The 23,826-nt window shown below is 36.3% G+C and carries 24 protein-coding genes and 1 tRNA gene; 18 read left to right on the top strand and 7 right to left on the bottom strand.

Annotated elements, in window-relative coordinates:
• Nucleotides 1-99: 99 nt before the first annotated feature.
• A complete protein-coding gene (gene tolB, locus D7V20_RS07455; protein WP_120383681.1) occupies nt 100-1,383 on the top strand; it encodes a Tol-Pal system beta propeller repeat protein TolB in 1,284 nt (427 codons plus the stop codon).
• A 72-nt stretch (nt 1,384-1,455) separates the two neighbouring features.
• Complete coding sequence (gene pal, locus D7V20_RS07450) at nt 1,456-2,025, top strand: peptidoglycan-associated lipoprotein Pal (protein WP_120383680.1); 570 nt, start codon at nt 1,456-1,458, stop codon at nt 2,023-2,025.
• A 233-nt stretch (nt 2,026-2,258) separates the two neighbouring features.
• Here the strand turns inward: pal and D7V20_RS07445 are convergent, their stop codons facing one another.
• Entirely contained in the window at nt 2,259-2,444 is a 186-nt protein-coding gene (locus D7V20_RS07445) for an NF038105 family protein (protein WP_120383679.1), read from the bottom strand.
• Between the two features lie 175 nt (nt 2,445-2,619).
• Between D7V20_RS07445 and D7V20_RS07440 the strand changes: the two genes are divergently transcribed.
• From D7V20_RS07440 to D7V20_RS07415, 6 genes are all read left to right on the top strand, one after another.
• A complete protein-coding gene (locus D7V20_RS07440; protein WP_120383678.1) occupies nt 2,620-3,594 on the top strand; it encodes a class 1 fructose-bisphosphatase in 975 nt (324 codons plus the stop codon).
• 103 nt (nt 3,595-3,697) lie between these two features.
• Complete coding sequence (locus D7V20_RS07435) at nt 3,698-4,474, top strand: TrmH family RNA methyltransferase (protein WP_120383677.1); 777 nt, start codon at nt 3,698-3,700, stop codon at nt 4,472-4,474.
• 153 nt (nt 4,475-4,627) lie between these two features.
• Entirely contained in the window at nt 4,628-5,245 is a 618-nt protein-coding gene (locus tag D7V20_RS07430; RefSeq protein ID WP_171407777.1) for an RNA polymerase sigma factor, read from the top strand.
• Nucleotides 5,238-5,564: a hypothetical protein gene (locus tag D7V20_RS07425; protein WP_120383675.1), complete on the top strand. Its 327-nt coding sequence runs from the start codon at nt 5,238-5,240 to the stop codon at nt 5,562-5,564. Before D7V20_RS07430 ends, D7V20_RS07425 begins: the two co-directional genes overlap by 8 nt.
• Nucleotides 5,554-5,961 carry a DUF3106 domain-containing protein gene (locus D7V20_RS07420; RefSeq protein ID WP_120383674.1) on the top strand — a complete coding sequence of 136 codons (408 nt, stop codon included), beginning with the start codon at nt 5,554-5,556 and terminating at the stop codon, nt 5,959-5,961. The genes D7V20_RS07425 and D7V20_RS07420 overlap by 11 nt, the downstream gene beginning before the upstream one ends.
• A gap of 178 nt (nt 5,962-6,139) precedes the next feature.
• Nucleotides 6,140-7,684, top strand: coding sequence for a DUF4139 domain-containing protein (locus D7V20_RS07415; RefSeq protein ID WP_120383673.1), 1,545 nt, complete (start codon nt 6,140-6,142; stop codon nt 7,682-7,684).
• Between the two features lie 55 nt (nt 7,685-7,739).
• Here the strand turns inward: D7V20_RS07415 and rnk are convergent, their stop codons facing one another.
• The 3 genes from rnk to D7V20_RS07400 form a co-directional block, all read right to left on the bottom strand.
• A complete protein-coding gene (gene rnk, locus D7V20_RS07410; protein ID WP_120383672.1) occupies nt 7,740-8,144 on the bottom strand; it encodes a nucleoside diphosphate kinase regulator in 405 nt (134 codons plus the stop codon).
• A 155-nt stretch (nt 8,145-8,299) separates the two neighbouring features.
• Nucleotides 8,300-9,550 carry a serine hydroxymethyltransferase gene (gene glyA / locus D7V20_RS07405; protein ID WP_120383671.1) on the bottom strand — a complete coding sequence of 417 codons (1,251 nt, stop codon included), beginning with the start codon at nt 9,548-9,550 and terminating at the stop codon, nt 8,300-8,302.
• Nucleotides 9,551-9,723: 173 nt separating this feature from the next.
• Entirely contained in the window at nt 9,724-10,947 is a 1,224-nt protein-coding gene (locus tag D7V20_RS07400; RefSeq protein ID WP_120383670.1) for an alpha/beta hydrolase, read from the bottom strand.
• A 638-nt stretch (nt 10,948-11,585) separates the two neighbouring features.
• Between D7V20_RS07400 and D7V20_RS07395 the strand changes: the two genes are divergently transcribed.
• Together D7V20_RS07395 and D7V20_RS07390 are read left to right on the top strand one after the other, a co-directional pair.
• Nucleotides 11,586-12,275 carry a putative quorum-sensing-regulated virulence factor gene (locus tag D7V20_RS07395; RefSeq protein ID WP_120383669.1) on the top strand — a complete coding sequence of 230 codons (690 nt, stop codon included), beginning with the start codon at nt 11,586-11,588 and terminating at the stop codon, nt 12,273-12,275.
• Between the two features lie 99 nt (nt 12,276-12,374).
• Nucleotides 12,375-13,067, top strand: a complete 693-nt coding sequence (locus D7V20_RS07390; RefSeq protein WP_120383668.1) for a hypothetical protein — start codon at nt 12,375-12,377, stop codon at nt 13,065-13,067.
• A 193-nt stretch (nt 13,068-13,260) separates the two neighbouring features.
• Here the strand turns inward: D7V20_RS07390 and D7V20_RS07385 are convergent, their stop codons facing one another.
• Both D7V20_RS07385 and D7V20_RS07380 read right to left on the bottom strand, forming a co-directional pair.
• Nucleotides 13,261-13,485, bottom strand: a complete 225-nt coding sequence (locus tag D7V20_RS07385) for a hypothetical protein (RefSeq protein WP_120383667.1) — start codon at nt 13,483-13,485, stop codon at nt 13,261-13,263.
• Nucleotides 13,486-14,713: 1,228 nt separating this feature from the next.
• On the bottom strand, nt 14,714-14,899 hold the full coding sequence (locus D7V20_RS07380) for a hypothetical protein (protein WP_089604752.1): 186 nt from the start codon (nt 14,897-14,899) through the stop codon (nt 14,714-14,716).
• Between the two features lie 778 nt (nt 14,900-15,677).
• On the opposite strand from D7V20_RS07380, the gene D7V20_RS07375 reads away from it, so the two are divergent.
• Complete coding sequence (locus tag D7V20_RS07375) at nt 15,678-16,628, top strand: sensor domain-containing diguanylate cyclase (protein WP_120383666.1); 951 nt, start codon at nt 15,678-15,680, stop codon at nt 16,626-16,628.
• Between the two features lie 257 nt (nt 16,629-16,885).
• On the opposite strand, the gene D7V20_RS07370 is transcribed toward D7V20_RS07375, so the two are convergent.
• Nucleotides 16,886-16,961 (bottom strand) — tRNA-Arg (locus D7V20_RS07370).
• 187 nt (nt 16,962-17,148) lie between these two features.
• On the opposite strand from D7V20_RS07370, the gene D7V20_RS07365 reads away from it, so the two are divergent.
• The 7 genes from D7V20_RS07365 (at nt 17,149) to D7V20_RS07335 (ending at nt 23,766) form a co-directional block, all read left to right on the top strand.
• Nucleotides 17,149-18,081, top strand: coding sequence for an ABC transporter ATP-binding protein (locus D7V20_RS07365; protein WP_120383665.1), 933 nt, complete (start codon nt 17,149-17,151; stop codon nt 18,079-18,081).
• On the top strand, nt 18,081-18,854 hold the full coding sequence (locus D7V20_RS07360) for an ABC transporter permease (protein WP_120383664.1): 774 nt from the start codon (nt 18,081-18,083) through the stop codon (nt 18,852-18,854). The genes D7V20_RS07365 and D7V20_RS07360 overlap by 1 nt, the downstream gene beginning before the upstream one ends.
• Nucleotides 18,854-19,672, top strand: a complete 819-nt coding sequence (gene queF, locus D7V20_RS07355) for an NADPH-dependent 7-cyano-7-deazaguanine reductase QueF (RefSeq protein WP_120383663.1) — start codon at nt 18,854-18,856, stop codon at nt 19,670-19,672. Before D7V20_RS07360 ends, queF begins: the two co-directional genes overlap by 1 nt.
• A gap of 16 nt (nt 19,673-19,688) precedes the next feature.
• A complete protein-coding gene (locus tag D7V20_RS07350; protein WP_120383662.1) occupies nt 19,689-20,339 on the top strand; it encodes a hypothetical protein in 651 nt (216 codons plus the stop codon).
• 355 nt (nt 20,340-20,694) lie between these two features.
• Nucleotides 20,695-21,837 (top strand): rod shape-determining protein RodA, encoded by a 1,143-nt coding sequence (rodA, locus tag D7V20_RS07345; protein WP_120383661.1) that lies wholly within the window; start codon nt 20,695-20,697, stop codon nt 21,835-21,837.
• A gap of 31 nt (nt 21,838-21,868) precedes the next feature.
• Nucleotides 21,869-22,870 (top strand): lytic murein transglycosylase B, encoded by a 1,002-nt coding sequence (gene mltB / locus D7V20_RS07340; protein ID WP_120383660.1) that lies wholly within the window; start codon nt 21,869-21,871, stop codon nt 22,868-22,870.
• A gap of 284 nt (nt 22,871-23,154) precedes the next feature.
• Complete coding sequence (locus tag D7V20_RS07335) at nt 23,155-23,766, top strand: septal ring lytic transglycosylase RlpA family protein (protein WP_120383659.1); 612 nt, start codon at nt 23,155-23,157, stop codon at nt 23,764-23,766.
• Nucleotides 23,767-23,826 lie beyond the last annotated feature (60 nt).

Here is a 23,826-nt window from a genome sequence, read left to right as displayed (position 1 = left end):
TTTTATTCATAATTACATGCTTTATATAGATTAAAATTATCTCTTTATGCTACAAAGCTATGCATAGTTTAAAACCAATATTTGAGTACATGAAGTCCAATGAAAATCATGCCTAAACAACTATTAGGATTAGCAATTATTGCTGCACTGAGTCCTGCACTCGTTACTACTTCTTATGCACAGCTCCATTTGGAAATTGCCAAAGCGCCTGAATCTGCACCGAAAATTGCAATTATTCCCTTTAGCAATGATCAGTCAATTTATCCAGTGGTAGAACAAGATTTAAACCGCTCAGGCCGTTTTACCAGTGCATCACAAAATCTTCCTGCAACAGCATCGATTAACAATGTCAATGCAGAAGCATGGAAAGCTGCTGGTGTTCCTTATGTCGTGCTAGGTGAATCTAAAACCAATGCGGATGGTTCACTTTCTGTTCATTATCAATTGTATGATGTTGAAAAACAAAAATTCTTACTGAATGAATTACTCACTGTTCCAACTTCACGTGTTCGTTCTGCTGCACATATGATCAGTGATACCATTTACCAAGCTTTGACTGGTATTCAAGGTGATTTCAGCGGTCGGATTGCTTATGTATTACGAAACCCTGCGACCCCAGAACAACGTTATACGCTACAGATTGCAGACACAGATGGTGAGCAACCAAAAACTGTTTTAAGTTCACGTGATCCAATTCTTTCCCCTGCTTGGACACCTGATGCGAAGAAAATTGCATATGTTTCGTTTGAAACCAAACGTCCTGCAATTTATGTACAAGATTTAGCGACAGGTCAACGTGAGAAATTAGCCAGTTTTCGTGGCCTAAACGGTGCGCCAAGTTTCTCACCTGATGGCAAATCAATGCTATTTACTGCTTCCATGCATGGTAATCCTGAAATTTATCAAATGGATTTAGATTCACGCCAAGTGAAACGACTTACCAACGATAGCGCAATTGATACAGAAGCACGTTATTCACCTGATGGAAAATCATTTATTTTTACATCTGATCGTGGTGGTTCGGCCCAAATTTACCGTTATAACTTTGCAGATGATTCAACTAAACGTTTAACTTTCCGTGGCGCATTTAATGCACGTGGAACATTAAGCGCAGATGGTAAATATGTGGCATTGGTACATCGTCCTTCTGGCAGTAACTACAAAGTCGCGATTCAGGAAATTTCGACAGGTATTACCAATATTCTCACCCCGACCAGTTTAGATGAATCGCCAAGTTTCTCTCCGAATGGGCAAATGGTGGTTTATGCAACCCGTGAAGGAAGTCGTGGCTTATTGGCAATCATGTCTACAGATGGTCGTTTCCGCATGAATTTACCAAGTGAGCAAGGTGAAGTACGTGAACCCGCTTGGGCACCGAAATAGTGTTGTCCCTAAAACAATCATCGTTTTTATGTGTATGTAGTATTAATTTAAAATGAAGTCATGGAGATTAAAATGAATTCGATAAAATATTTAGCTTTACCATTATTGGCTGTAAGCCTTGTAATGACAGGCTGTGCAAGTCGTAAGCCTGCTGCAACTGTTGAAACAGGGACAAACCCAAATGGTGCAACAACAGTGAATACTAATGGTTTAAGTGAAGATGCTGCTTTAAATGCTCAAAATTTAAATGGTGCTTCTGCTAAAGGTGTCACTGAAGCAAATAAAGCATTTTTAGCGAAACGTGTTGTTCATTTTGATTATGACAGTAGCGATCTTTCAAACGAAGATTACCAAACACTGCAAGCGCACGCTCAATTCCTCATTGCCAATGCAAACTCTAAAGTGGCTTTAACAGGTCATACCGATGAACGTGGTACTCGTGAGTACAACATGGCTTTGGGTGAACGTCGTGCCAAAGCCGTTGAAAGCTATTTAATTACCAATGGTGTTAAATCAACTCAGCTTGAAGCTGTAAGTTATGGTAAAGAAATGCCAGTCAATGCAGGTCATGATGAAGCCGCTTGGAAAGAAAATCGTCGTGTTGAAATCAACTACGAAGCTGTTCCCCCGCTTTTAAAATAATATCTTGATTTTGATAATGCAAAGATTCTCAATCATACTGGGATTGCAACGTTAAAATGAACCATAAAAATGCTCAATTGAATTGGGCATTTTTTATGTAAATTGCTCTCACAAAGCGATCTATTGCTTAGTTTAAGCGGTCAAGTATTTTTATGATGATCAGTTTAAATAACTTAGGTTCTCAAAATAACCGCATAAAAAACGCCCATTGTATGATGAGCGTTTTTTATCGATTAAACCTTTGATTCATCAGGCTTAGGGCTTTGCATGGATTCGATCATGTCATGCTTATTGAATTTTTTAAATTCAGGTTTTGCTTCGTAATCTTTCCAGGCATCTTTTACATTTTCAGCACTGATTTCTTTTAAATCAATACCTTCACCCTCAGTTGGAGTCGCATCGAACTTTGCTGTTGTCATATGAGTACTCCTCATTTCCTTGGTTTATAAATTCAACATAACACTTTATGAAATACTTTCAAGGGTATTTTCACGACAAATAACACAGGATAATTTTTATTTTCTGCCGAACTCATCTAAAATAGTCGCATTCTTTAATTTAATAGAATTTTATTGCTTTTGGAGCACAACAGATATGTCATATCGCACCCTATCCCAATATTTAGAACAACAACAAGGGAACTTAACCACTGAACTTGCTGATGTTATTGAAACTATTGCCAATACCTGTAAAACCATTGATCAAGCTTTACAAAAAGGTGCTTTAGCAGGTGTATTAGGTAGCGCACAAAATGAAAATGTCCAAGGTGAAGAACAAAAGAAACTGGATGTTATTTCAAATGATTATTTAATTGATGCTCTAAAAGTCAATAAAAACGTGGGCGGTTTAGCATCAGAAGAACTTGATGACTTCACTCCCGCTCAAGAAAATGGCAAATATCTTGTTTTGTTTGATCCACTTGATGGTTCAAGCAATATCGACATCAATATGTGTGTAGGCACAATCTTTTCAATTCTTCCTGCAAAAAATGCTGTGACGCAAACAGAAGATTTCATGCAAGCGGGTACACAACAAGTGGCTGCAGGTTATGTGCTTTATGGCCCATCAACCATGATGGCACTCACAGTTGGCGCTGGCACAGTATTTTTTACATTTGACCCAGAAACTCAACAATTTCTGTTAACTTCTGAAAATATCCAAGTTGCAGCAGATACTAAAGAATATGCAATCAATGCATCAAACCAGCGTCATTGGGAAGCACCTGTAAAACGCTATATTGATGAGTTACAAGCAGGTAAAACTGCTGGTCGTGGAAAAGATTTTAATATGCGTTGGGTTGCATGTATGGTGGGCGATATTCACCGTATTCTTTGTCGTAGCGGTATTTTCTTATATCCATACGACACTAAAGATCCGCAAAAAGCAGGTCGTCTACGCTTAATGTACGAAGCAAATCCAATGAGTATGCTTATGGAACAAGCGGGTGGCGCTTCAACAACAGGCCGTGTTCGTATCATGGAAATTCAACCCACTGAATTACACCAACGTGTTCCAGTCGTGATTGGTTCTAAAAACGAAGTTGAATTAGTGACCAGTTATCATCACTAATTCATACTTTTACTCCCTGCTTCTATTCATTTAGCGGGAGTACATCATTCAGGGGTTGTCGCATCTTGCACAACCCCGACTTACTTTTTATGGATGCACTCCCATGCCTACTATTTTCCTAGAATCAAAAGATAATCCTAAAATTAAACACTTACGTGGTTTAATTGAACAAAATACCTATCGCAAAAAACAAGGACAAACTGTCCTTGAAGGCACTCACCTTAGCTTAGCTTGGCTAGAAAAAGGCCGTAAAATTAACTCGATCTTTACTACTGAACATGCTTTAGAGCATACAGATCTTGGCGAAATTATTGATCAATACCAAGGGGCTGTTTTTGTCATTAGTGAATCTTTATATAAAGATTTGAGTACATTGGGGACAACTCTTGCCTGCTTAGCGATTGTGGATTTGCCTACATCAACCCAAGCTTTAAACTTCAATGAAGACACCTTAATTCTTGAAAATGTTCAAGATCCAGGTAATGTCGGAACATTATTGCGTTCAGCAGCTGCAGCAGGTATTGAACAAGTGGTTTGTACCAAAGGCTCAGCATCGCTATGGTCGCCGCGTGTGTTACGTGCTGGAATGGGCGCTCACTTTTCATTGCAAACCTATGAAAATGTTGTGCTTGAAGACATTATCAAGCAATTTAAAATCCCTGTTTATGTCACCAGCTCACACGATTCAGAAAGCTTGTACTCAAAAAATCTGCGTAAACAATGTGTTTGGATTTTAGGCAATGAAGGTCAAGGTGTTTCAGAATTTGCTTTGAAATATGCAGAATCTGTGGCGATTCCACAGCCAGGCGGTCAAGAGTCTCTTAATGTTGCTGTAGCAGGTTCAATTTGTTTCTTTGAAATGGTTCGCCAACGCCTATAACGTTAAATTATTTTAAATATTGCCCGTTATTGGACAAAATCATTTAAACTGAAAAAAATAATTGATTTACATGTCAACCCAAATCATTTTTTAAACGTTATATGTATACGAATTTAAAATGGTGGGTACCCAATGACGGGATTTTCCATCTCTATGGACTTAGCACCAAAGAAGTCACAGTCTGAAACAGCAAGTGCTCAAACGAGTACGGCTGAGCAGCGCCTGAGATTTTTTATGCATGATGTAACTGGTCGTGCTTTAGTGATGATGGAAAGTGCAACACAGGGACACAATGGGATTGCTATGGATTTGGTACAGGAAGCATTCATTTCCTTACACAAATCTTATTCAGACAAATCGACTGAAGAATGGTATCCCTTGTTTTACACGATTTTAAATAACAAATTACAAGACTGGCGTCGCAAAGAAGCGAGACGTGCCTCTCCTTTTTCTTTGTTTCGTAAAATTGACTTAGATGGGGACGATGATGAAGCAATGGATATTGTGGATGAATCGACACCAAATCCACTGCAATTTTTAGATCAAAATGTAACTGTTGAAGAAATACAGCAAGCGATTAGTCAATTACCGACACGCCAGCAACAAGCCTTTATGTTACGTGCTTGGGAAGGGTTTGATACTCAAACCACGGCGTCAATTATGAATTGTACAGAAGGTAGCGTTAAAACCCATTATCACAGGGCAATTCAAGGATTGAGAGCTTCGCTATCCCACCTAAATCCATATGGAGGAGGTTCATCGAATGAATAATGATGATTTCACCAAACAAGTGACGTCTAAACTTGATGGACTTGCACATAATCATCGCAATAAAGCCGTGGTGATGAATAATGTGCTCGATCATATTGAGAACAAGTCTACATCTCGTTATGGTACGTGGAAAATGACTGGTTTTGCACTCGCCGCTGCGATTACAGGTTTTGTGGTGATTCCAAATGCATTTGATGTTTCAAATGAACCACACAACCAACAGCAAGTCATTGTTAGTCCTAAACTTTCACCTCAAATGATGGAAGATTTAGATATGTTATCTGTATTTGGTGAGGATAAAAATTCCCATGGTAGCTAGAAAATTAGCTTTGGCTTTTTGTGCTATTGGTTTTTTACAAACAAGTTTTGCTGGTTTTGAACGTTTTTGGATTTTTTCTAAAGATGCGAATAGTCAAGTCAATGAAACATGGGATAATTTATCTGAGGACGAACAAAAAGCCCTCATTAAACGCTATCAAAATTTGAAAGAAATTCCTGCTGATCAAAATAATTCTTTGCAACAGCGTATGGATTGGTTTACTCAACTTCCCGAACAAGATAAACAAAAAATGCGTGAAGTTTGGCAGCAAATGAGTACAACAGAACGCAATGAGCTACGCAAAAAAATGCAGAAAGCTTCTACATCTGATCAACGTAATGAGATACGTGAAGAATATATGCAAAAATATCAAACTACTATCGTGACTTCTCACTAAAGATATAAGTAGATATAAGTTTGAATATTTTTAAACAATAGGCCTCATTTGAGGCTTATTTTATTTAAATATGTTAAAAATATCTTTTTTAATTTTATGAAATTCTTGTATTTAGCTTATTTCAACTTTCTGCTACATTTTATTGATCAGACTGATCTCATTACTTTTGGACACTATAATGAATATAAAATCTGTCATTCAATTCAGTATTCTCTGCATTCCAAGCACATATAGTTTTGCTTTAGGCTTAAATCACTCTCCTATTCAACAGGTTACACTTTATCCAACTTCTGCAAAAATAGAAAGAACCATTCCAGTACAAGCTGGGGAACAACTGGTGACCTTGACGGGGTTAGCTGCAAATTTTGATATCAATCAATTGCAATATCAAAGCAGTAATATTGAAGTCAATGCCGTATCACATACAGATAGTGCGATTGATAAACCATCTGGCACTGAATCATCACAGCTTCGCAGCCAAATTGAAGGAGTAAAAAAGAAAATTTCTGAACAAAATTCAATTATTCAAGCTGCTGAATTACAAAATAAATTTCTAGGCAATGTGACAGAAGGTTCTGCACCTAAAGTTCGACAAGATGCTTATGTCGCATTTATTGCAATCGACCAAGCAAAAATTGAGAAAGAAAAATTAGAACAGCGCTTAGGAGAGTTGGAACAAGATTTAAATGCGATTGGCGACAGTGATTTTAACCAACGCACACTTAAATTCTATGTCAATGCCAAGCAACAAGGTGAGATCAAAATTAGCTATTTAATACCATATGCACGTTGGCAGCCGACTTATAAAGCCGAGTTGAATACGCAAACAAAGCAAGTCAAGCTAACCCGTATGGCGATGATTGCCCAAAAAACGGGAGAAGATTGGAACAATGTAAAGTTAGCATTATCAACATCTACGCCTCGAAATTATGTACAACAGATTCAACCTCAGCCGTGGTGGGTAAATTATTATGAGCCTGAACCAGTACGTCCAGTTTATGAGCCTGCTCCCGCCCCTATCGCAATGGCTGAAATGGCGATGGACAGTGAAGCTAAAAGTAGAAGTCCTGCACGAAATAATGGCCCTAGCTTTCCTCAATTCCAAGCTGCAGATTTAAATTTTAGTACAGAGTTCCGCTCAGAAACTAAAGCCTCTATTCCGAGCAGCCAACAACAGATCTTCTTACCTTTAAGTGCTGAGCAATATCCCGCAAAACTGTCAGTTTGGGTCCTACCAAAACAGAGTACACAAGCAACCATTAATGCTGAAATTGCTAAATTGGATAGTAACTGGCCTTCAGGTATTGTAAAACTTTATCGTGACGGCGATTATATTGGACAAAGAACTTGGAACAACAATGCCGATGAAGCATTGCAAATGAGCTTTGGTATAGATGAACAGATTCAAGTGAATGTTACAGATTTAACAGATAAAAAAAATCCTGTACGCTCACGCTCTGAAACCATTCAAAAACAACAATATTCCGTTCAAAACTTACACAGCTATCCAATTCAGGTGACGGTTTTTGAATCTGAGCCACAAAGCCAAAATGGCAAATTAACGACTCAATCTACTTATAGTTTGGTACCTAGCGCAACAACTTGGAATGGACAGCCAAATATCAATCAATGGCAAATGAATTTAGAACCTAAACAAACCTTTAAGTTAGATGTACAACATCAATTTAAATACCCAAGCAAAGGCTACACTTCTGGTTTTTAAGTTGAATACTATGCAATAAAAAATATAGCCATCGAATGAATGATGGCTATATTTTTTAGTTAAAGTCACCTTCTCTTTCAGGTTGATACAGCACTTTCTCAACTTTCACTTTCATCATATGACCATCTAGCTGTGGCCATTCAATCTCCTGCCCTTCTGCAAGTCCAAGGATTGCAGCACCAATCGGAGCAATCACATTCAACTGTCCTTTCTCGCCATGAAAATCGTGCGGATATACTAGTGTGACTTCTGTCATTTCATCTGATGAGGCAAGGGTAATCAAAACTTTTGCGTTCATACTCACAACATTTGCAGGTATTTGATCCGGCTTCACAACGTTCGCTCTTGCCAGTTCATCTTCTAAATGTTTCATTGTATCTGTGAGTTTGACTTGATGTTCCAACATGGTTTCTAAACGATTTAAATCTTGTTCTGAAATAATAATATTGGGTTTATTCATCTCTGTTATTCCTATGATCTTTCACATCATTTTAACTACAATAGCATGTATTGAAACCGCTATTTTTTTCTTTTGAATCGGTATTTTACAAAACGCTTAATTTCTTATTCCAATAAAAAAGCCCCCTTGAAAGGGGGCCTTTCTCAAGTTAATGCTTAAGCATAAACTGGGAATTTAGCACATACCGCTTCTACTTTCGCTTTCACAGTATTAATTACAGCTTCATCTCCTTTAGAATCAAGGATATCTGCAATCCAACCTGCAAGATCACGAACTTCAGCTTCACCGAAACCACGTGTCGTCACAGCAGGTGTACCAATACGGATGCCTGAAGTTACGAATGGAGAACGCGGATCATTTGGTACAGAGTTTTTGTTTACAGTGATATGTGCATTGCCTAACCAAGCATCTGCTTCTTTACCTGTAATGTCTTGTTTAATTAAAGACAATAGGAATAAGTGGTTTTCAGTACCACCAGAAACAACATCATAACCACGTGAGATTAATACTTCAGCCATTGCTTTAGCATTGATCACTACTTGTTTTTGATATTCTTTATACTCAGGAGACATTGCTTCTTTAAAGCAGATTGCTTTTGCAGCAATCGCATGCACTAATGGACCACCTTGGTTACCAGGGAATACAGCAGATTGAAGTTTCTTCTCGATTTCTTCATTTGCTTTCGCAAGAATTAAACCTGAACGTGGACCACGTAATGTTTTATGCGTTGTTGTCGTTGTTACATCAGCAATTTGCACTGGGCTTGGGTAAACGCCAGCAGCAACTAAACCAGCAACATGCGCCATATCTACAAATAGGTAAGCACCCACTTTATCTGCGATATCACGGAAACGCTGCCAATCTACAATTTGACTATAAGCAGAGAAACCAGCAACAATCATACGTGGCTTATGCTCTACTGCTAAACGTTCAACTTCTTCGTAATCGATCTCACCTGTTTCAGGGTTTAAACCATATTGAATTGCGTTGTATGTTTTACCAGAGAAACTCACTTTAGCACCATGTGTCAAATGACCGCCATGCGCCAAGCTCATACCTAAAACAGTATCACCAGGATTAAGAAGTGCTAAGTAAACTGCTGAATTTGCTTGAGAACCTGCATGAGGTTGAACGTTAGCATAATCAGCACCAAATAATTCTTTAGCACGATCGATCGCCAATTGTTCGATCACGTCAACATATTCACAACCGCCATAATAGCGTTTGCCTGGATACCCTTCTGCGTATTTGTTAGTTAGTTTTGATCCTTGTGCTTCCATGACAGCAGGAGAACAATAGTTTTCAGATGCAATTAACTCAATATGCGCTTCTTGGCGAGCATCTTCGTTTTGAATTGCTTGAGCTAATTCTGGATCAAATTCAGAAATAGAGATATTGGCGAACATTAGCGAGGTCCTATGAATTAGGGCTTTTAAGCCGTGCTAAGATTGCGCACATTGTAGCATGAAGTTTGTAATTAAACAGAATGAACTTTACTCAGTTTTAAATAAAAATAGCTCATGTTTTCAAAACATGAGCTATTTAAATCAGCTTAAGCTTGGTCTACAACCAATAGATATTATTTGGCTAACATTGTATTGACATCAAACACAATATTATCAATGTTTGATGCATAAGCTGATCCATGATCCCACGTTGGACTGGTGATATAATTCACTTGAGTTCCAAATGCTTTCGCTGTTCCTATTAAAGCGTCAGTCGCCACTTGAGGTACAGTCGTATCCGCTCCACCTTGGTAAATCACGACAGGGGTTCTGACTTGCACTTGCAAAGGTTGTGAATCTTTTTCCAAGAAAGTTTTGACAATAGGCAAGGACATAAAAGTGTCCGTCGTTCTTGGATAGTCTTTTAATGACCCATTGACTGCTGCATATTGCCCCATTGCCAAAGCAAATTGCTTACCAAGCATGTCATAGCAGACACTTTCAGCATTTTTGGCAATTTGATCAGTTGGCATTTTAAATACTTGATTGTATTGAAGTGTTGGATTTGGATTACGCAATCCTGCTGCAATTAATGCAGTAAAGGTATCTAACGATGCGTAGACTGGAATTTGCTTTTCAAATGGTGCATTTGCAACAGATGCTTGCCCTGCATTTAAAATTAAGCTTAATTGCGAAGCAGGTGCAACAGCAACAGTTCCTTTATAGTCTAAGTTAGCACGTTCAGCATACTGTGCTGCACCTAAGGCAGCTTGACCACCTTGAGAATGACCTACCGTTACCCATTTCTTAGAAACTTTGTTCCCTAACCAATTATGCGTCGCAACCACGGCATCTGTAATTGCATAGCCTTCACTCTTTAAATTTAAGAATGGATGCAATTCTGTACCTGTTGGTTCACCTAAACCTTCATAATCAGGTGCAACCACCACATAACCTTCAGCCAAGAACTTAGAAATCATACTTTTAACAGAATCATTCATTACATTGCGGCTTGGCGCACACTGATCAGCCACACCAGTTGTGCCATGCGCCCAAACCACAATCGGCCAACCTGTCGCAGGTGCTGCTGTTTTAGGGGTAAACACCAATGAGGTTGCTTGTACTTCTGTACCGTTGATACCTTTCATTTTATAGGTCATGACGACACTTTCAGCTGCGGCTGCAGACATGTCTGTCAATGCATACGTCGTTGGTGTGCCGACAACAGGATTTGCAATATTATTTACATCTGTATTTGATGAAGTTGAAGAAGAGCTACCACCACCGCCCCCATTGTCACATGCACTGAGAACTAACCCCGAACTTAAAACTAAAACCGTTAATAAATTTTTTTTCATGTGGCTTATCCTTAAACACTGTTTTTAGAAATTTTGTATGCAAAATACACTCTGCATATTCATTCATCAATACGACAAAAAAATAGCTTAAGCAAGTCTTTTCATTGAAATTATTGCAGATCAATTTGAATTTATATTGCTGAGCTAAACTCAACTTTATCACTTCTATCTATTTGAGAGTTTTCAATGCTTCATTCTATTTATTTAAACTTAACAAACTTGAACATGCAGCGATGATTTTGGCTGATTTCGTCAAGAAATGGACACACCTATTTATTTAAGCTAATCAATACTGTTAAACAATGAATACACTGCTTTAGGCTTGCTTTTATGCTGGATTGAAAAATGGTGTATTAAACTTGTGAATAGCCTTTAATTCAAATTGTGATTCACAAAATACTTTTCCATTTTTGTTATTGCTCTTTAATTACGTGTTTCAATTGAAAGAAAATTTTTAAAATTCGGGCACGAAACACAGTCTACTTTTTGGTGCTTTTAAATTTGATATAAGTGATGAATAAACAATGCACGAGTAACTCAGCACAATCATGTGAAATATAGATTAAGAATTGTATTCAAAGCACAAAAAAGCTAGTGTTATTGGGGTTTACTCATTTGCACTGATTTTGGAGCAACGTATGCAAGCAATTATCTTAGATACTGAAACACATAATTTAAATGGTTTACCGATTGAAATTGCTTATGCGCCTATCCAAATTGACCATGGTAAGTTAAGTTTAGATCGTGAACTTATTTTTGACCAACTTTATAGTATTGGCGATGAAAAAATTTCGTATGCATCAATGGCCGTGCATCATATTTTAGAGTCTGATTTAATTGATCAACCCAATTTTTCAACCTTTACGCTCCCAAAAGAAACGACTTATATTATTGGTCATAACATTGATTATGATATTCGTGCCATTCAACAATGCGGTGTCGACACTTCACAAATCAAAGCAATTTGCACGTTGGCATTGGCACGTTTAGTTTGGCCAAATGCCGAAGCACATAATATTTCAGCGCTCATCTATATGATTAGCAAGGGCAGCGAAAAAGCACGTGACATGTTAAAAGGCGCACACCGTGCAGATGCAGATATTATTCTCACTGCAAATATTTTGATGCATATTGTGTATCAACTCAAAATTCAAAATATTGAAGAATTATTTGAGGCATCTGAAGATGCACGTATTCCACGTAGTATTAACTTTGGTAAACATCGTGGTACAGCGATTGTAGATTTGCCTGCAGACTATATTCAATGGCTACTCCGCCAAGAGGATTTAGATCCTTATCTACGTAAAGCACTAGAAAATGCAAAATAAGTCACAAATTAACCTATTGATTTGTAATAAAATAGTCATGTTAGTGTAATTTTCACGCTTTATTCTAGAGCCAATTTATTAGGGGGAATAGATTGGCTCATGGATCATTATGTTAAGACTGATTTAGGTATGCAAGCCCTAAAACAGCGCACATTTCAACTCAATGCTCGTCAAAGACAATTGTTACTTCTTATCGGTACAGACGATTTTCGAGTATTGAATAGTGCGATGAAACAACGCTTAGCGACACCTGAAATTGTTCAGCAATTAGAACAATTGGGTTTAATCCTTCCAAACCGGAATATCTCGAATACATCTGTTGAATTCAAGCCGGATAACCCTCATCACGTTGTTTTAGATCAAGATATTGAAAATATAAAACAGGAAAACAAAATTAGTAAAGCTGAATATAAAGACAATAAACAGCAAGACAATAACCATCAATTAGCAGATACTCAAATCATTCATCATCAGAAAAAAACTGAAGCAACGAAACCTCAATTTATACAAACTAAAGATTTATCAAATAGTCATGATCCATCTGTAATTAATGGCACGCCTCTAAATTTTGAAGAAGTAAAACAGACCATGATGGGTTTATTAAAATTACATTGCGGTTTGATGGCAAAACAATTGATCTTGAAAATTCAAGATGCTCAATCTGTCCGAGAAATTAAACTCTGTCAGATGCAGTGGATTACAGCTCTACAAGAAACTCGAATTCCACGTGATGAATTAAACCTAAACATGCAGCAAATCAATCGTTCATTGCAGCATTTACATACTTCATAGCGAGTTTAAAGATTTGCCTGAGATAGTTTGATTCAATCTCGTCTTACAAAATTTGGATCGTGTTTAAATTCGGTAATGTAATAAAATAATTCAAAAAAAAACGTACAAATATCTATTTATAATAGTTAAATACATAAAAGCGTACTGAATTTGAATGATTCAATACGCTTTTTAAATAAGCATTGAGAAAGGTTTAGTTTACTTCTTCGATGATACGATAAATACTGTCACTACTTTTACTTTCAAAAAGCAATTCAATATTCGGTAAAATTTTTTCTCCCTCGACCACAATGTGATCTATACGTTGGAATAATGAATAAGACTCATCCTCATGTTCTTGGAGCTTATTCAGCCATGCTAAAGCGTTGAGTTCATTACTATATTGATCTTTAATCTTGACTGTAATCATTTCAGACATTTTTATACCCTCCATTTCGTACATAACTTCTTATATCACGCTATTGGGTTTAAGTACTTTTGAAGATGTTAAATTTTATGGCATTGTTAAATTAGATTAATGGAATTCAAAAATTAGTGCTAAATTTTTATTGGAAATTGATACTAATTTGAACTAATTTACATTATTGCTTCGTTGAATGTAACAAATGAAAAAACTCGCATTTCTGCGAGTTTTTTAATGTTGGAAAGCTAGTGCTTATTTCTTATTTGAACATCTGTTGCAAATTCAATAAGCTGTCATTGATCTGTCCAACTACTTTGTAGCGTCTTAACGACCTACTGTAGTTTTAATATATTGCGATTTAATTTTATGCGCAAGATGCTTTTACATTATTCAACTTTTATATAGCAATTATTATATTGATTAATTTAACAATAGGTAGATAATAATGTCGCAATACAAAATCAATTTGAGAGTGAATGACTTAATTTAAAATATAAACTCTACTTTTATAAAATTTTTCTTTATTTAGAGTGATTTATTTTTCATTAAATAACATATCTTTTAACCCCAAAAATTTGATTACGTGATTTTCTGAATCTGAAAACAAGAGCTTTGCTTGCAACTTTTAAATAAACGTTTTGAAAAATGATATAAACCTAAAGTCACAGCAATCACTCACATTCAATGAATTTTCATAAATCTCTGTTATAAAATTTTTAGCTCTTGCGCTCACCAATATCATTTTAACCTTTATTTTTAGTTTATATTTACTCACTGAATTCCCCCATAAAAGATTTGACAATCACTTTTCTTAACCCTAAAACTTGATCACTCAGCCTTATATCTAGGTCTTAATAATCTTGATGAATAGTAGTCTTGATGAATAACAGTCTGATCTAATACCAATATTACCTGAGTTCTAAATCCTCCCCTTTATACACAGAAAATATTCCTTCATAAGTATTTGTTCTTCTATTAATGAGGATAAGCAGCCAGTACAAAAATGAACCATTACTATCATTTCGTTGAGTAGAGAAAATATGTTGATCAACAGTAAGATGATCTACATACTTTAAGCTCACTTTTCTAATAAGGCTTCTGATTTCCATACTGATTTATTGGATATAAATAATTTATCAATGTATAGATGAGTGAGAAAATAATAAAGATGGGGTTAAACCCAGTTACGCTTTTCCTTTTTATATAAAAAACCCACTCAAAGTGGGTTTAAATATTTCTAGTTTTAAGTAAAAAATTCCTTTAATCCAATTTTATTTAAGAATCTGGCTTGGCTATCATGATTTGGAAATTCAAATCTTCTTACCAAGTCTCCACCAAGAAAGATCCGAACAAACTCTCCATTTTCATCTACTTCAATTAAACGAATTTGATCCGTATTGATTACGGTATTTGCAATTTGAATGAGCATAGTACCCCCAAAAGGAAAGAGTGTTTTAAAATATCAATCTATCAGCAAGTTATTTTATAATCAATCACTTCAAATTTGCTTTGATTTCAACCTACGCTGCCATTGAATTTATACTTTAAGTTCTATGTTAACTACGCATCAAAAACTAAAAAGAGTTGAAATATTAATTATAAAAAATTAAGTAGATTTTTATTTATTCTTGATAAATTGCTTAAAGCAAAGCCACTTCATTGCCTAAAACCCAACATTTGTTTAAATTAAAAACAAGTAAACATTCTTCATTTTAAATTTATTAAATAAAACTTAACAAATTAGTATTGCGTATCAATTAAATATACCAATGTATATTAATAAACAATATAAAAGCAAAAATGCCAAACGATCAATATAAAGAAGAACATTAATTAACTATTTCACTATTTACTCTAAAAGGAGTCTAAAAATAACCAAAACATCAAACACTGGCACTTTAGCCAATATAAGGTAACAAAATCGAATACCCCTTCATCGCGATAAGATCAAACAACACATTAATTTTTATTATTTATTCATTTAGATGATCTACATTATTTTATTGGTTAAGAAACAATTCTTTCATTAATATATAAATCTATGCTTAGTTACTTTAAAAATGTTTTATATTTTAAAAATAAATTGATATTATGTAAGAAATTAAACAATAGAATGATCCAAAGTCTTTTTATTACACAAGTTATAATCAATGTGGTTTTAAATTTGTCTCAATATTAAGAAAACATGAGTATGGCAGGCAAACTAAATGGATGACTTTAAATTTAAAAACTTCGAACAAGCTAGTTGTGCAGTTCTCACATTTTTAAACAAACGATTTGGTTTTAAACTCTGGATGGTAACGCGAACTGAAGGTGAAGATTGGATCGTACTTCAGTCTAAAGACCAAGGTTACCAAATTGAATCTGGTCGTGTATTTAAATGGGCTGATTCATTTTGCTCACAAATGGTACAAGGAAAAGGGCCACGTATTGCCCCTAGGTCTGAAGATATTCCTGTATATGCGAATGCAGAAATCAATAAACAAGCTGATATTAAAGCCTATATTGGTCAACCTCTGATGAAAGAGGATGGTTCTTTATTTGGTACACTTTGTGCAATTGATCCTCAACCTCAACCAGACAAATTAGTAGAAGAAGAAGGCTTAATTAATTTATTAGGTCAAATGTTAAGCTATATTTTGCAGGGTGAATTACGTGAGATTGAACATATCCGACAAAGTGAACGCTTCAAAGAAGAAGCATTATCAGATTCATTGACAGGATTATTTAATCGCAGAGGTTGGGACAAATTACTTGCTATAGAAGAAGATCGTTGTAAATTTTATGGACACCCTGCTGCCATTATCATGATTGATCTAAATAATTTGAAAATGATAAATGACAGCTTAGGCCACGATGCTGGAGACGAACTTATTCAAAAGACAGCCGCTACTCTCTCTAAATGTGTACGTAGCAATGATGTTGTCGCACGTTTAGGTGGTGATGAGTTTTCTGTTTTAAGTATTGAAAATAATCTTATTAATGCTACAGGCTTAGCAAATCGTATTCTGCAAGCATTTGCAGAAGAAAATATTAGTGCCGCAATTGGTGTTGCAATGCGTAACCCTGCTTATGGCCTCTTAACTGCAATGCATGAAGCAGACAAAAAAATGTATCAGCATAAAAGAATGCTTAAATCTCAAAAGGATAAAGTCTGATATTCATTGCAAAGCATAGATAGAAGTAAAAAGGTTGTACATATAGTTTCAATCAACTGAAAGTAGGTTGATTTTTAACTCGCAGAAAACTTAAAACATTGATATTGAATATAAATGAAAATAATTTCTTGTACGTTATTTTAAATATCAGTCAAATCAACTTTAGATCAAACAATCAGAAAAAATCAAAAGTGTTTAGAAGTTATAAATAAAAATGGTTTTTAAATAAATTTAAGCTATTGATTTTATTTAAATAATGGTACGCCCAGCGGGACTCGAACCCACTCCACAGGCTTCGGAAACCTGTACTCTATCCAGTTAAGCTATGGGCGCTTAATTTGAGTTGGGACATCATACCAAAAATTTAAGCGCGGTAAAGCATTTATAAAACAACTGATTGAATTGATGCTTATGCTTTGAGCAACGTTCCAAATTTGCAACAGATAATTCCTTGTAATACGCTTGGTTTATTCTTCTATATCGCTCACAATACGCACTCTTCAAACCATGTGAGAATTTCATGACTGATGCTTTGGCGTTAAGAGATTTATCGAAAACTTATCGAAATGGATTTCAGGCACTTAAAGGAATCAATTTAACGGTTCCTGAGGGCGAGTTTTATGCACTTTTAGGGCCAAATGGTGCAGGTAAATCTACAACGATTAGTATTATCAGCTCTTTGACACATAAAACATCAGGTACAGTCGAAATTTTCGACAATAATCTCGATACTCACCCTTCCCTTGCAAAACAATGTTTAGGTGTTGTTCCTCAAGAGTTCAACTTTGGTCAATTTGAAAAAACCTTTGATATTTTAGTTACCCAAGCAGGTTATTACGGTATTCCCAAAAAGATTGCGGAAAAACGTGCTGAAGAATATTTAGAAAAATTAGGTTTATGGGAAAAGCGTAACACTCAAGGACGTATGCTTTCAGGTGGTATGAAACGCCGCTTAATGATTGCTCGTGCCATGATGCATGAACCAAAACTTTTAATTCTAGATGAACCAACTGCTGGTGTAGACATTGAATTGCGTCGTTCAATGTGGGACTTTTTGACTGAAATGAATGAAAAAGGCACTTCAATCATTTTAACCACACATTACCTAGAAGAAGCAGAAATGTTGTGTCGTCAAATTGCCATCATTGACCGTGGTGTAATCAAAGAAGACACCTCGATGAAAGCATTTCTTAATCAGTTAAATGAAGAATCCTTTATTTTTGATTTAGAACACCCGATTGAACCACTTCATGTTGATATCATCGGTGTGAAATTTAACTTGATTGATCCAATGACTTTAGAAGTAACAATGGATAAAGCACATTCGTTAAATGATCTATTTCAGCTATTAGAAGCACAAGGTATTCGTGTACGTAGTATGCGTAATAAATCGAATCGTCTTGAAGAGTTATTCGTCAAAATGGTCGAAAAAAATCTTGAAGGAGCGCAATAATGAACTTTAGCCAACTTCGAGTCGCACTTTACACCTTAGTTTATAAAGAAATACGTCGCTTTATGCGAATTTGGCCACAAACCTTATTACCGCCTGCAATCACCATGAGTTTATACTTTGTGATTTTTGGAAATTTAGTGGGTTCTCGTATTGGGCAAATGGGTGGATTTAGTTATATGCAGTTCATCGTGCCTGGTCTGATTATGATGGCTGTGATCACCAATAGTTATGCAAACGTGTCATCAAGTTTCTTTAGTGCAAAATTTCAAAAAAGTATCGAAGAACTGATCATGAGTCCTGTTCCATTGCATATGGTGCTATGGGGCTATGTCATTGGTGGTGTTTGTCGTGGTGTTCTAGTCGGTGCAATTGTCACAGCCATGAGTCTGTTCTTCACTGACTTAGCCATCCACAACGTTTTCGTCACAATATATACCGTGATTATTACATCACTACTCTTTTCTTTGGGTGGTTTCATTAACGCTGTCTATGCAAAATCATTTGATGATATTTCAATCATCCCAACATTTGTTTTAACCCCCCTCACCTATTTAGGTGGTGTATTTTACTCTATTAGTGCTTTAAGCCCTTTTTGGCAAAATCTCTCTTTAATTAACCCGATTGTATATATGGTCAATGCATTCCGTTTTGGAATTTTAGGTCATAGCGATGTGAATGTTTCACTTTCATTAGTTGTCGTAACACTTTGCTGTGGCGTACTCTATGCGATTGCCTACTATTTACTTTCTCGTGGTTCAGGAATGCGTGAATAATGTCTGTTGAACTCTCTCTATTGGGTAAAGAAACCGATTACCCTACTACATACCAACCTGAAATTCTTTTTCCTATTTCACGTGCACCTGCACGTGAACAATATGCCGATATTGATGGCATCTATAAAGGAAAGGATTGGTGGCATGTTTTTGAAATTTCTTGGCTGAATCTTAAAGGCATTCCACAAGTTGCGATTGGCCGAATCACCCTACCTGCAAGCTCTCCAAACCTGATTGAATCAAAGTCTTTAAAACTCTACTTTAATAGTATGAACTTTACAGCTTTTGAATCCCAAGATGCCTTTATTGCAACGGTTGAAAAGGACTTGTCTCAAGCTGCTCAAGCCGATGTGACACTTCGCTTATTCCAAGTTGATGAGCTTGATATTGCAAAACCACAAGGTATTTGTATTGATGATCAACAACCTGATCGTTTGCTCAATCATCCAGATGCATCGCTTTTAGCTTTGGATGAAAGTGCGTTGGCTGAAAGCGTTGAAGTACAACTCTATTCACATTTATTAAGAAGCAATTGCCCTGTCACTGGACAACCCGACTGGGGAACTGTTTTCATCCGTTATCAGGGCAAAAAACCTTGTTATCGCAGTGTTTTAGCTTATATTATCTCTTATCGTCAGCATAATGGTTTCCACGAGCAATGTGTGGAGCAAATCTTTGCCGATATTTGGCAAAATTTAAAACCAGAAAAACTGATGGTATATGCAACATATACACGTCGTGGAGGATTGGATATTAATCCATGCCGTGTATCGGATGAAACATGGATGCCAAGCCCAATTCGATTGGCTAGACAATAACATTGAGGTTGAAAACATGCCTTTTTTTGGTTTTGTACCATCTGAAGAACTTTTAAGGAATATTCAGACTGGTATCGAGAAAAAAAATTCTAACGAACCACTTTACCCATTACGTGATCAAACTGCTTTATTAATTAATGATGAAATCATTGATGCAATACTGATTGGGCTCGTTCGCCGCTTTCCACCCAGTGATCGACGTGACACTGCTGAAAAACTAGCAGGTTATGTAAAGTCGACTGTGGCTGTGTTGCTTAAACAACTGTTAAGTAAAGCAGACAATGAAGTCGTTCGTCAGTCGATCAATTTTTCTGAACGTAGCTTATTTAAAGACCCGCAAGGCCAACCACGTGTTGGAGCAAACTTGAATGCAAATCTAGTCACCAATATGAAGCATAGCTTTGCTGAAATTCTAGAAAATGGTGATATCGATCGTGGTGTTTTGTCTGAACAATACAAACAATTCGCTGATGCATCCATTAACCATTTCATGCGTGAATTTAATAAAACATTAGATTTAGGGATGATTAAACGTAAAGCTTCAGACATCGGCGCTGCGACAGTAACTAAAGCTGTACATATTGCTGTTGATAAATTGATTCCAAGCTTGAATAAAGATGAAATCAAAGCACTGGCTGAATATCACAGTACATTATTTTTTAATTGATCATTCCAAGTTAATTGAATTTTTTAATGGAAAAATACTCTTGAATTCAAGGGTATTTTTTTTGTTTTGAGAATAGTCTCAACAATAAATTTAGAATATTATCTTTAAATTCAAATAAATAAAAAGTCTATTTTTTAAAAGCGAAAACCACTTTGCGCTATAAAATCTTACATTCACAATGTTCAAGATTTTGTTTCTTAATTTAATTTTAATATTGATCATTTTTGGCTTATTTTTTAACCACAAATTCCCTTCTTTTCTATCTTTTAAACAACATGACGAATATAGACAAAAGTTAACTTATATAAGGCTTATGTTAGCATTCGCAAACCGTTTCATGCACTAAAATAGTCCAATGGCTCCAAGTTCGCAGTATAAGTTTTTACGTCACGCTCCCCGTGATGGATTAAGCACAGCAATGCTCCCTTCTCGATGGCAAAAAATACATATTGACCCATGGTTGACCTTGTTTTTAATTTTAAATGCTTTGCTTGGTTTAACCGTTTTATATAGCGCATCTGCTGAAAATACCGGACTTGTCGCAAAACAAGCCATGAGCTTTAGTTTGGGTCTCTTGGTCATGTTTGGAATGGCACAAATTCCACCAAAGGTCTATCAAGCTTTTGCACTCTATTTCTATCTGTTTAGTGTCATGTGCTTAGTGGCCGTTAAACTTTTTGGTGAAGTTCGTATGGGCGCTCAACGCTGGATTGATATTCCAGGTGCAGGTAGTGTGCAACCCAGTGAATTTATGAAAATTGCTATGCCTTTAATGATTGCTTGGTTTTTATCACGTCATCGGCTTCCGCCAAATTTTAAACAGGTTTTTCTGTCTTTGCTCTTAATTGGTATTCCTTTTATTCTCATCGCTGAACAACCCGACCTTGGCACGTCATTACTTATTCTCGCCAGTGGGATTTTTGTGCTATTTCTTAGCGGTCTGCCTTGGAAAATAATTTTAGCTGCGATTGCTGCTGCGGCGGCAGTCATCCCCATCGCTTGGCAATTTTTACTACATGACTATCAAAGGCAACGTGTCTTAACCTTAATCAATCCTGCTGCAGATGCTTTGGGTACGGGTTGGAATATCATTCAGTCAGAAACAGCGATTGGCTCTGGTGGTTTTATGGGCAAAGGCTATTTATTAGGTACACAATCCCACTTACATTTTTTACCTGAAGGTCATACTGACTTTATTATTGCTGCATTTTCAGAAGAATTCGGGTTAATTGGTATTATCTTATTGATTGTGATCTATTTTGCAATTATCTTCAGAACATTCCAAATCAGCTTAAACTGTTTCCATAATTTTGGTCGTTTGGTTGCTGGTGCTTTTGGATTGTCGTTTTTTGTTTATGTATTTGTAAATGCAGGCATGGTCAGTGGTATTTTACCTATAGTTGGTGTGCCATTACCCTTTATGAGTTATGGAGGGACTGCAATTATTACTTTAATGGCCACTTTTGGTATTGTAATGTCAATTCATACACATCGTTAATTTCATCATAAATAATTAGGAAATATAACCTATGTTTAATTTTGGGCTTTTGCAAAAAGTAAGAAACCTGTCTTTTTGTGCAGCTGCATTTTCGATTACCAGTTTTTGCCAAGCCAACGAGTTTGCCAGCCATCCTGACTATAACAATTTTAAAGTAAAAACCATGCAAACTTATGGTTTAAGTAGTGAGCAAGTCGATTGGGCAATGAATGGTTCAAGAAATCTTCCCAATATTATTAACATTATGAATCGACCAGGAGAAAGTAAACCTTGGTATGAATATAAAACCAACTTTCTATCTGAAGGCACCATTCAACGTGGTATCCGTTTTAAAAACCAGTATGCAGACACTCTAAATCGCGCTGAACAGCAATTTGGCGTCCCTCAAGCGATCATTCTGGGGATTTTAGGGGTAGAAACAGGCTACGGCTCAAATAAGGGCTCATTTATTACCCGTGACGCACTTGCGACTCTGGGCTTTGGTTATCCACGCCGTGCACAATATTTCCAAGATGAGCTCGGTGCTTTAATTGCTTGGTCATATAAAGATGATGTACCAACCAACTCAATTGTCGGTTCATATGCAGGTGCTGTTGGTTACCCTCAGTTTATGCCAAGTAATATTTCAAAATTTGGCGTGGACTATGATGAAAATGGACATGTTGATCTGCGAAATTCAGCAGTAGACGCCATCGGTTCAATTGCAAACTATTTAGCACAACATGGTTGGCAAAGAAATCAACCTATTGGATTCTTAGCGCGTTATACAGGTCATACCCCAGATGCAATTATTGCTAAAGATTTAACTCAGCCTGTCCCTTATGGCTCGATTAAAAATTTAGGTATTGCACCACTCAATCCTATTGTCAAAATAGATGACTTGGATTTAGTCAATGTCATTCAATTGCAAGATAGTTATGGTCCAATTTATTACATCACTTATCCTAATTTTCAAGTGATTACGACCTATAATAAAAGTCGTATGTATGCCACAGCATTATGGTTATTAGGCACTGAGATTGTGAGCCGATAAGGCTTACAATTTTATAAAAACAGGAAAAGTCAATGAATTATTTTATTAATGTGATCACATTTTCTACCATTTAAATAAATTGTTACATTATTGGTTATTTTTTATTCAATTTCTGTAAGAATTTGTCCTTTTTGTAACTATTTTCCAAATAATGCTAGACACATTTGTTACCGCTTGAATATTATCCTCTTCGTTAAATGCAGTTGCACAAGTGAATTTACAGACCTCTATGGTTAATTTTCAGCGACTTAGAAAGTTAAATTGAGGTTCCAAGGAGTTAAACGATGCATGCTTCACTAAAATATATGATTGCCCTGACCATGGGTTTGAGTATGACGCAAGTCAACTCTGAAATGGTTCAGTCATCATATTTAAACAATGATTCGGACAGTTCAAGCTTGGCTTCTCGCATAGTCAGCAAAGACTCAACGAATTTTAATTCACATTTTTCAAATTTGAACAGTTTGTCAATTACTGAGCGTTCTGGTGATAAAATTCGCCGTGAAACTATTGCAGCTAAGATTCAAGTTCCTGAAGATGAGCCTTCAGTAATTGATAAATTAAACGAAGTCGCTTCTAATACAGTTCGCAAATTTAGCCAAACTGGTGTTGCGTCTTGGTATGGTCGTCAATTCCACGGTCGTAAGACTGCAAGTGGTGAAACATTCGATATGAATGAATTGACGGCTGCGCACCGTAGTCTTCCATTGAACTGTTATATTCGCGTGACGAATAAAGACAATGGTAAGAGTGTGGTTGTAAAAGTAAACGATCGTGGTCCATTCCATGGTAATCGTGTACTTGATCTTTCATACGGCGCTGCAAAGCGTTTAGGTATTACAAATTCAGGAACGGGACGCGTCAGCATTGAACGCGTTGACGGTCCAAACTCGTAAATTCACCGCATGCATTTAACGAAGCCACTTTTAAGTGGCTTTTTTAATGTCTAGTTAGAT

The organism is Acinetobacter rongchengensis (assembly GCF_003611475.1).
GTDB classification, from domain to species: Bacteria; Pseudomonadota; Gammaproteobacteria; order Pseudomonadales; family Moraxellaceae; genus Acinetobacter; species Acinetobacter rongchengensis.
Note: the sequence above shows the minus strand (reverse complement) of the source record. Positions and strands in the feature narration are given on the sequence as shown.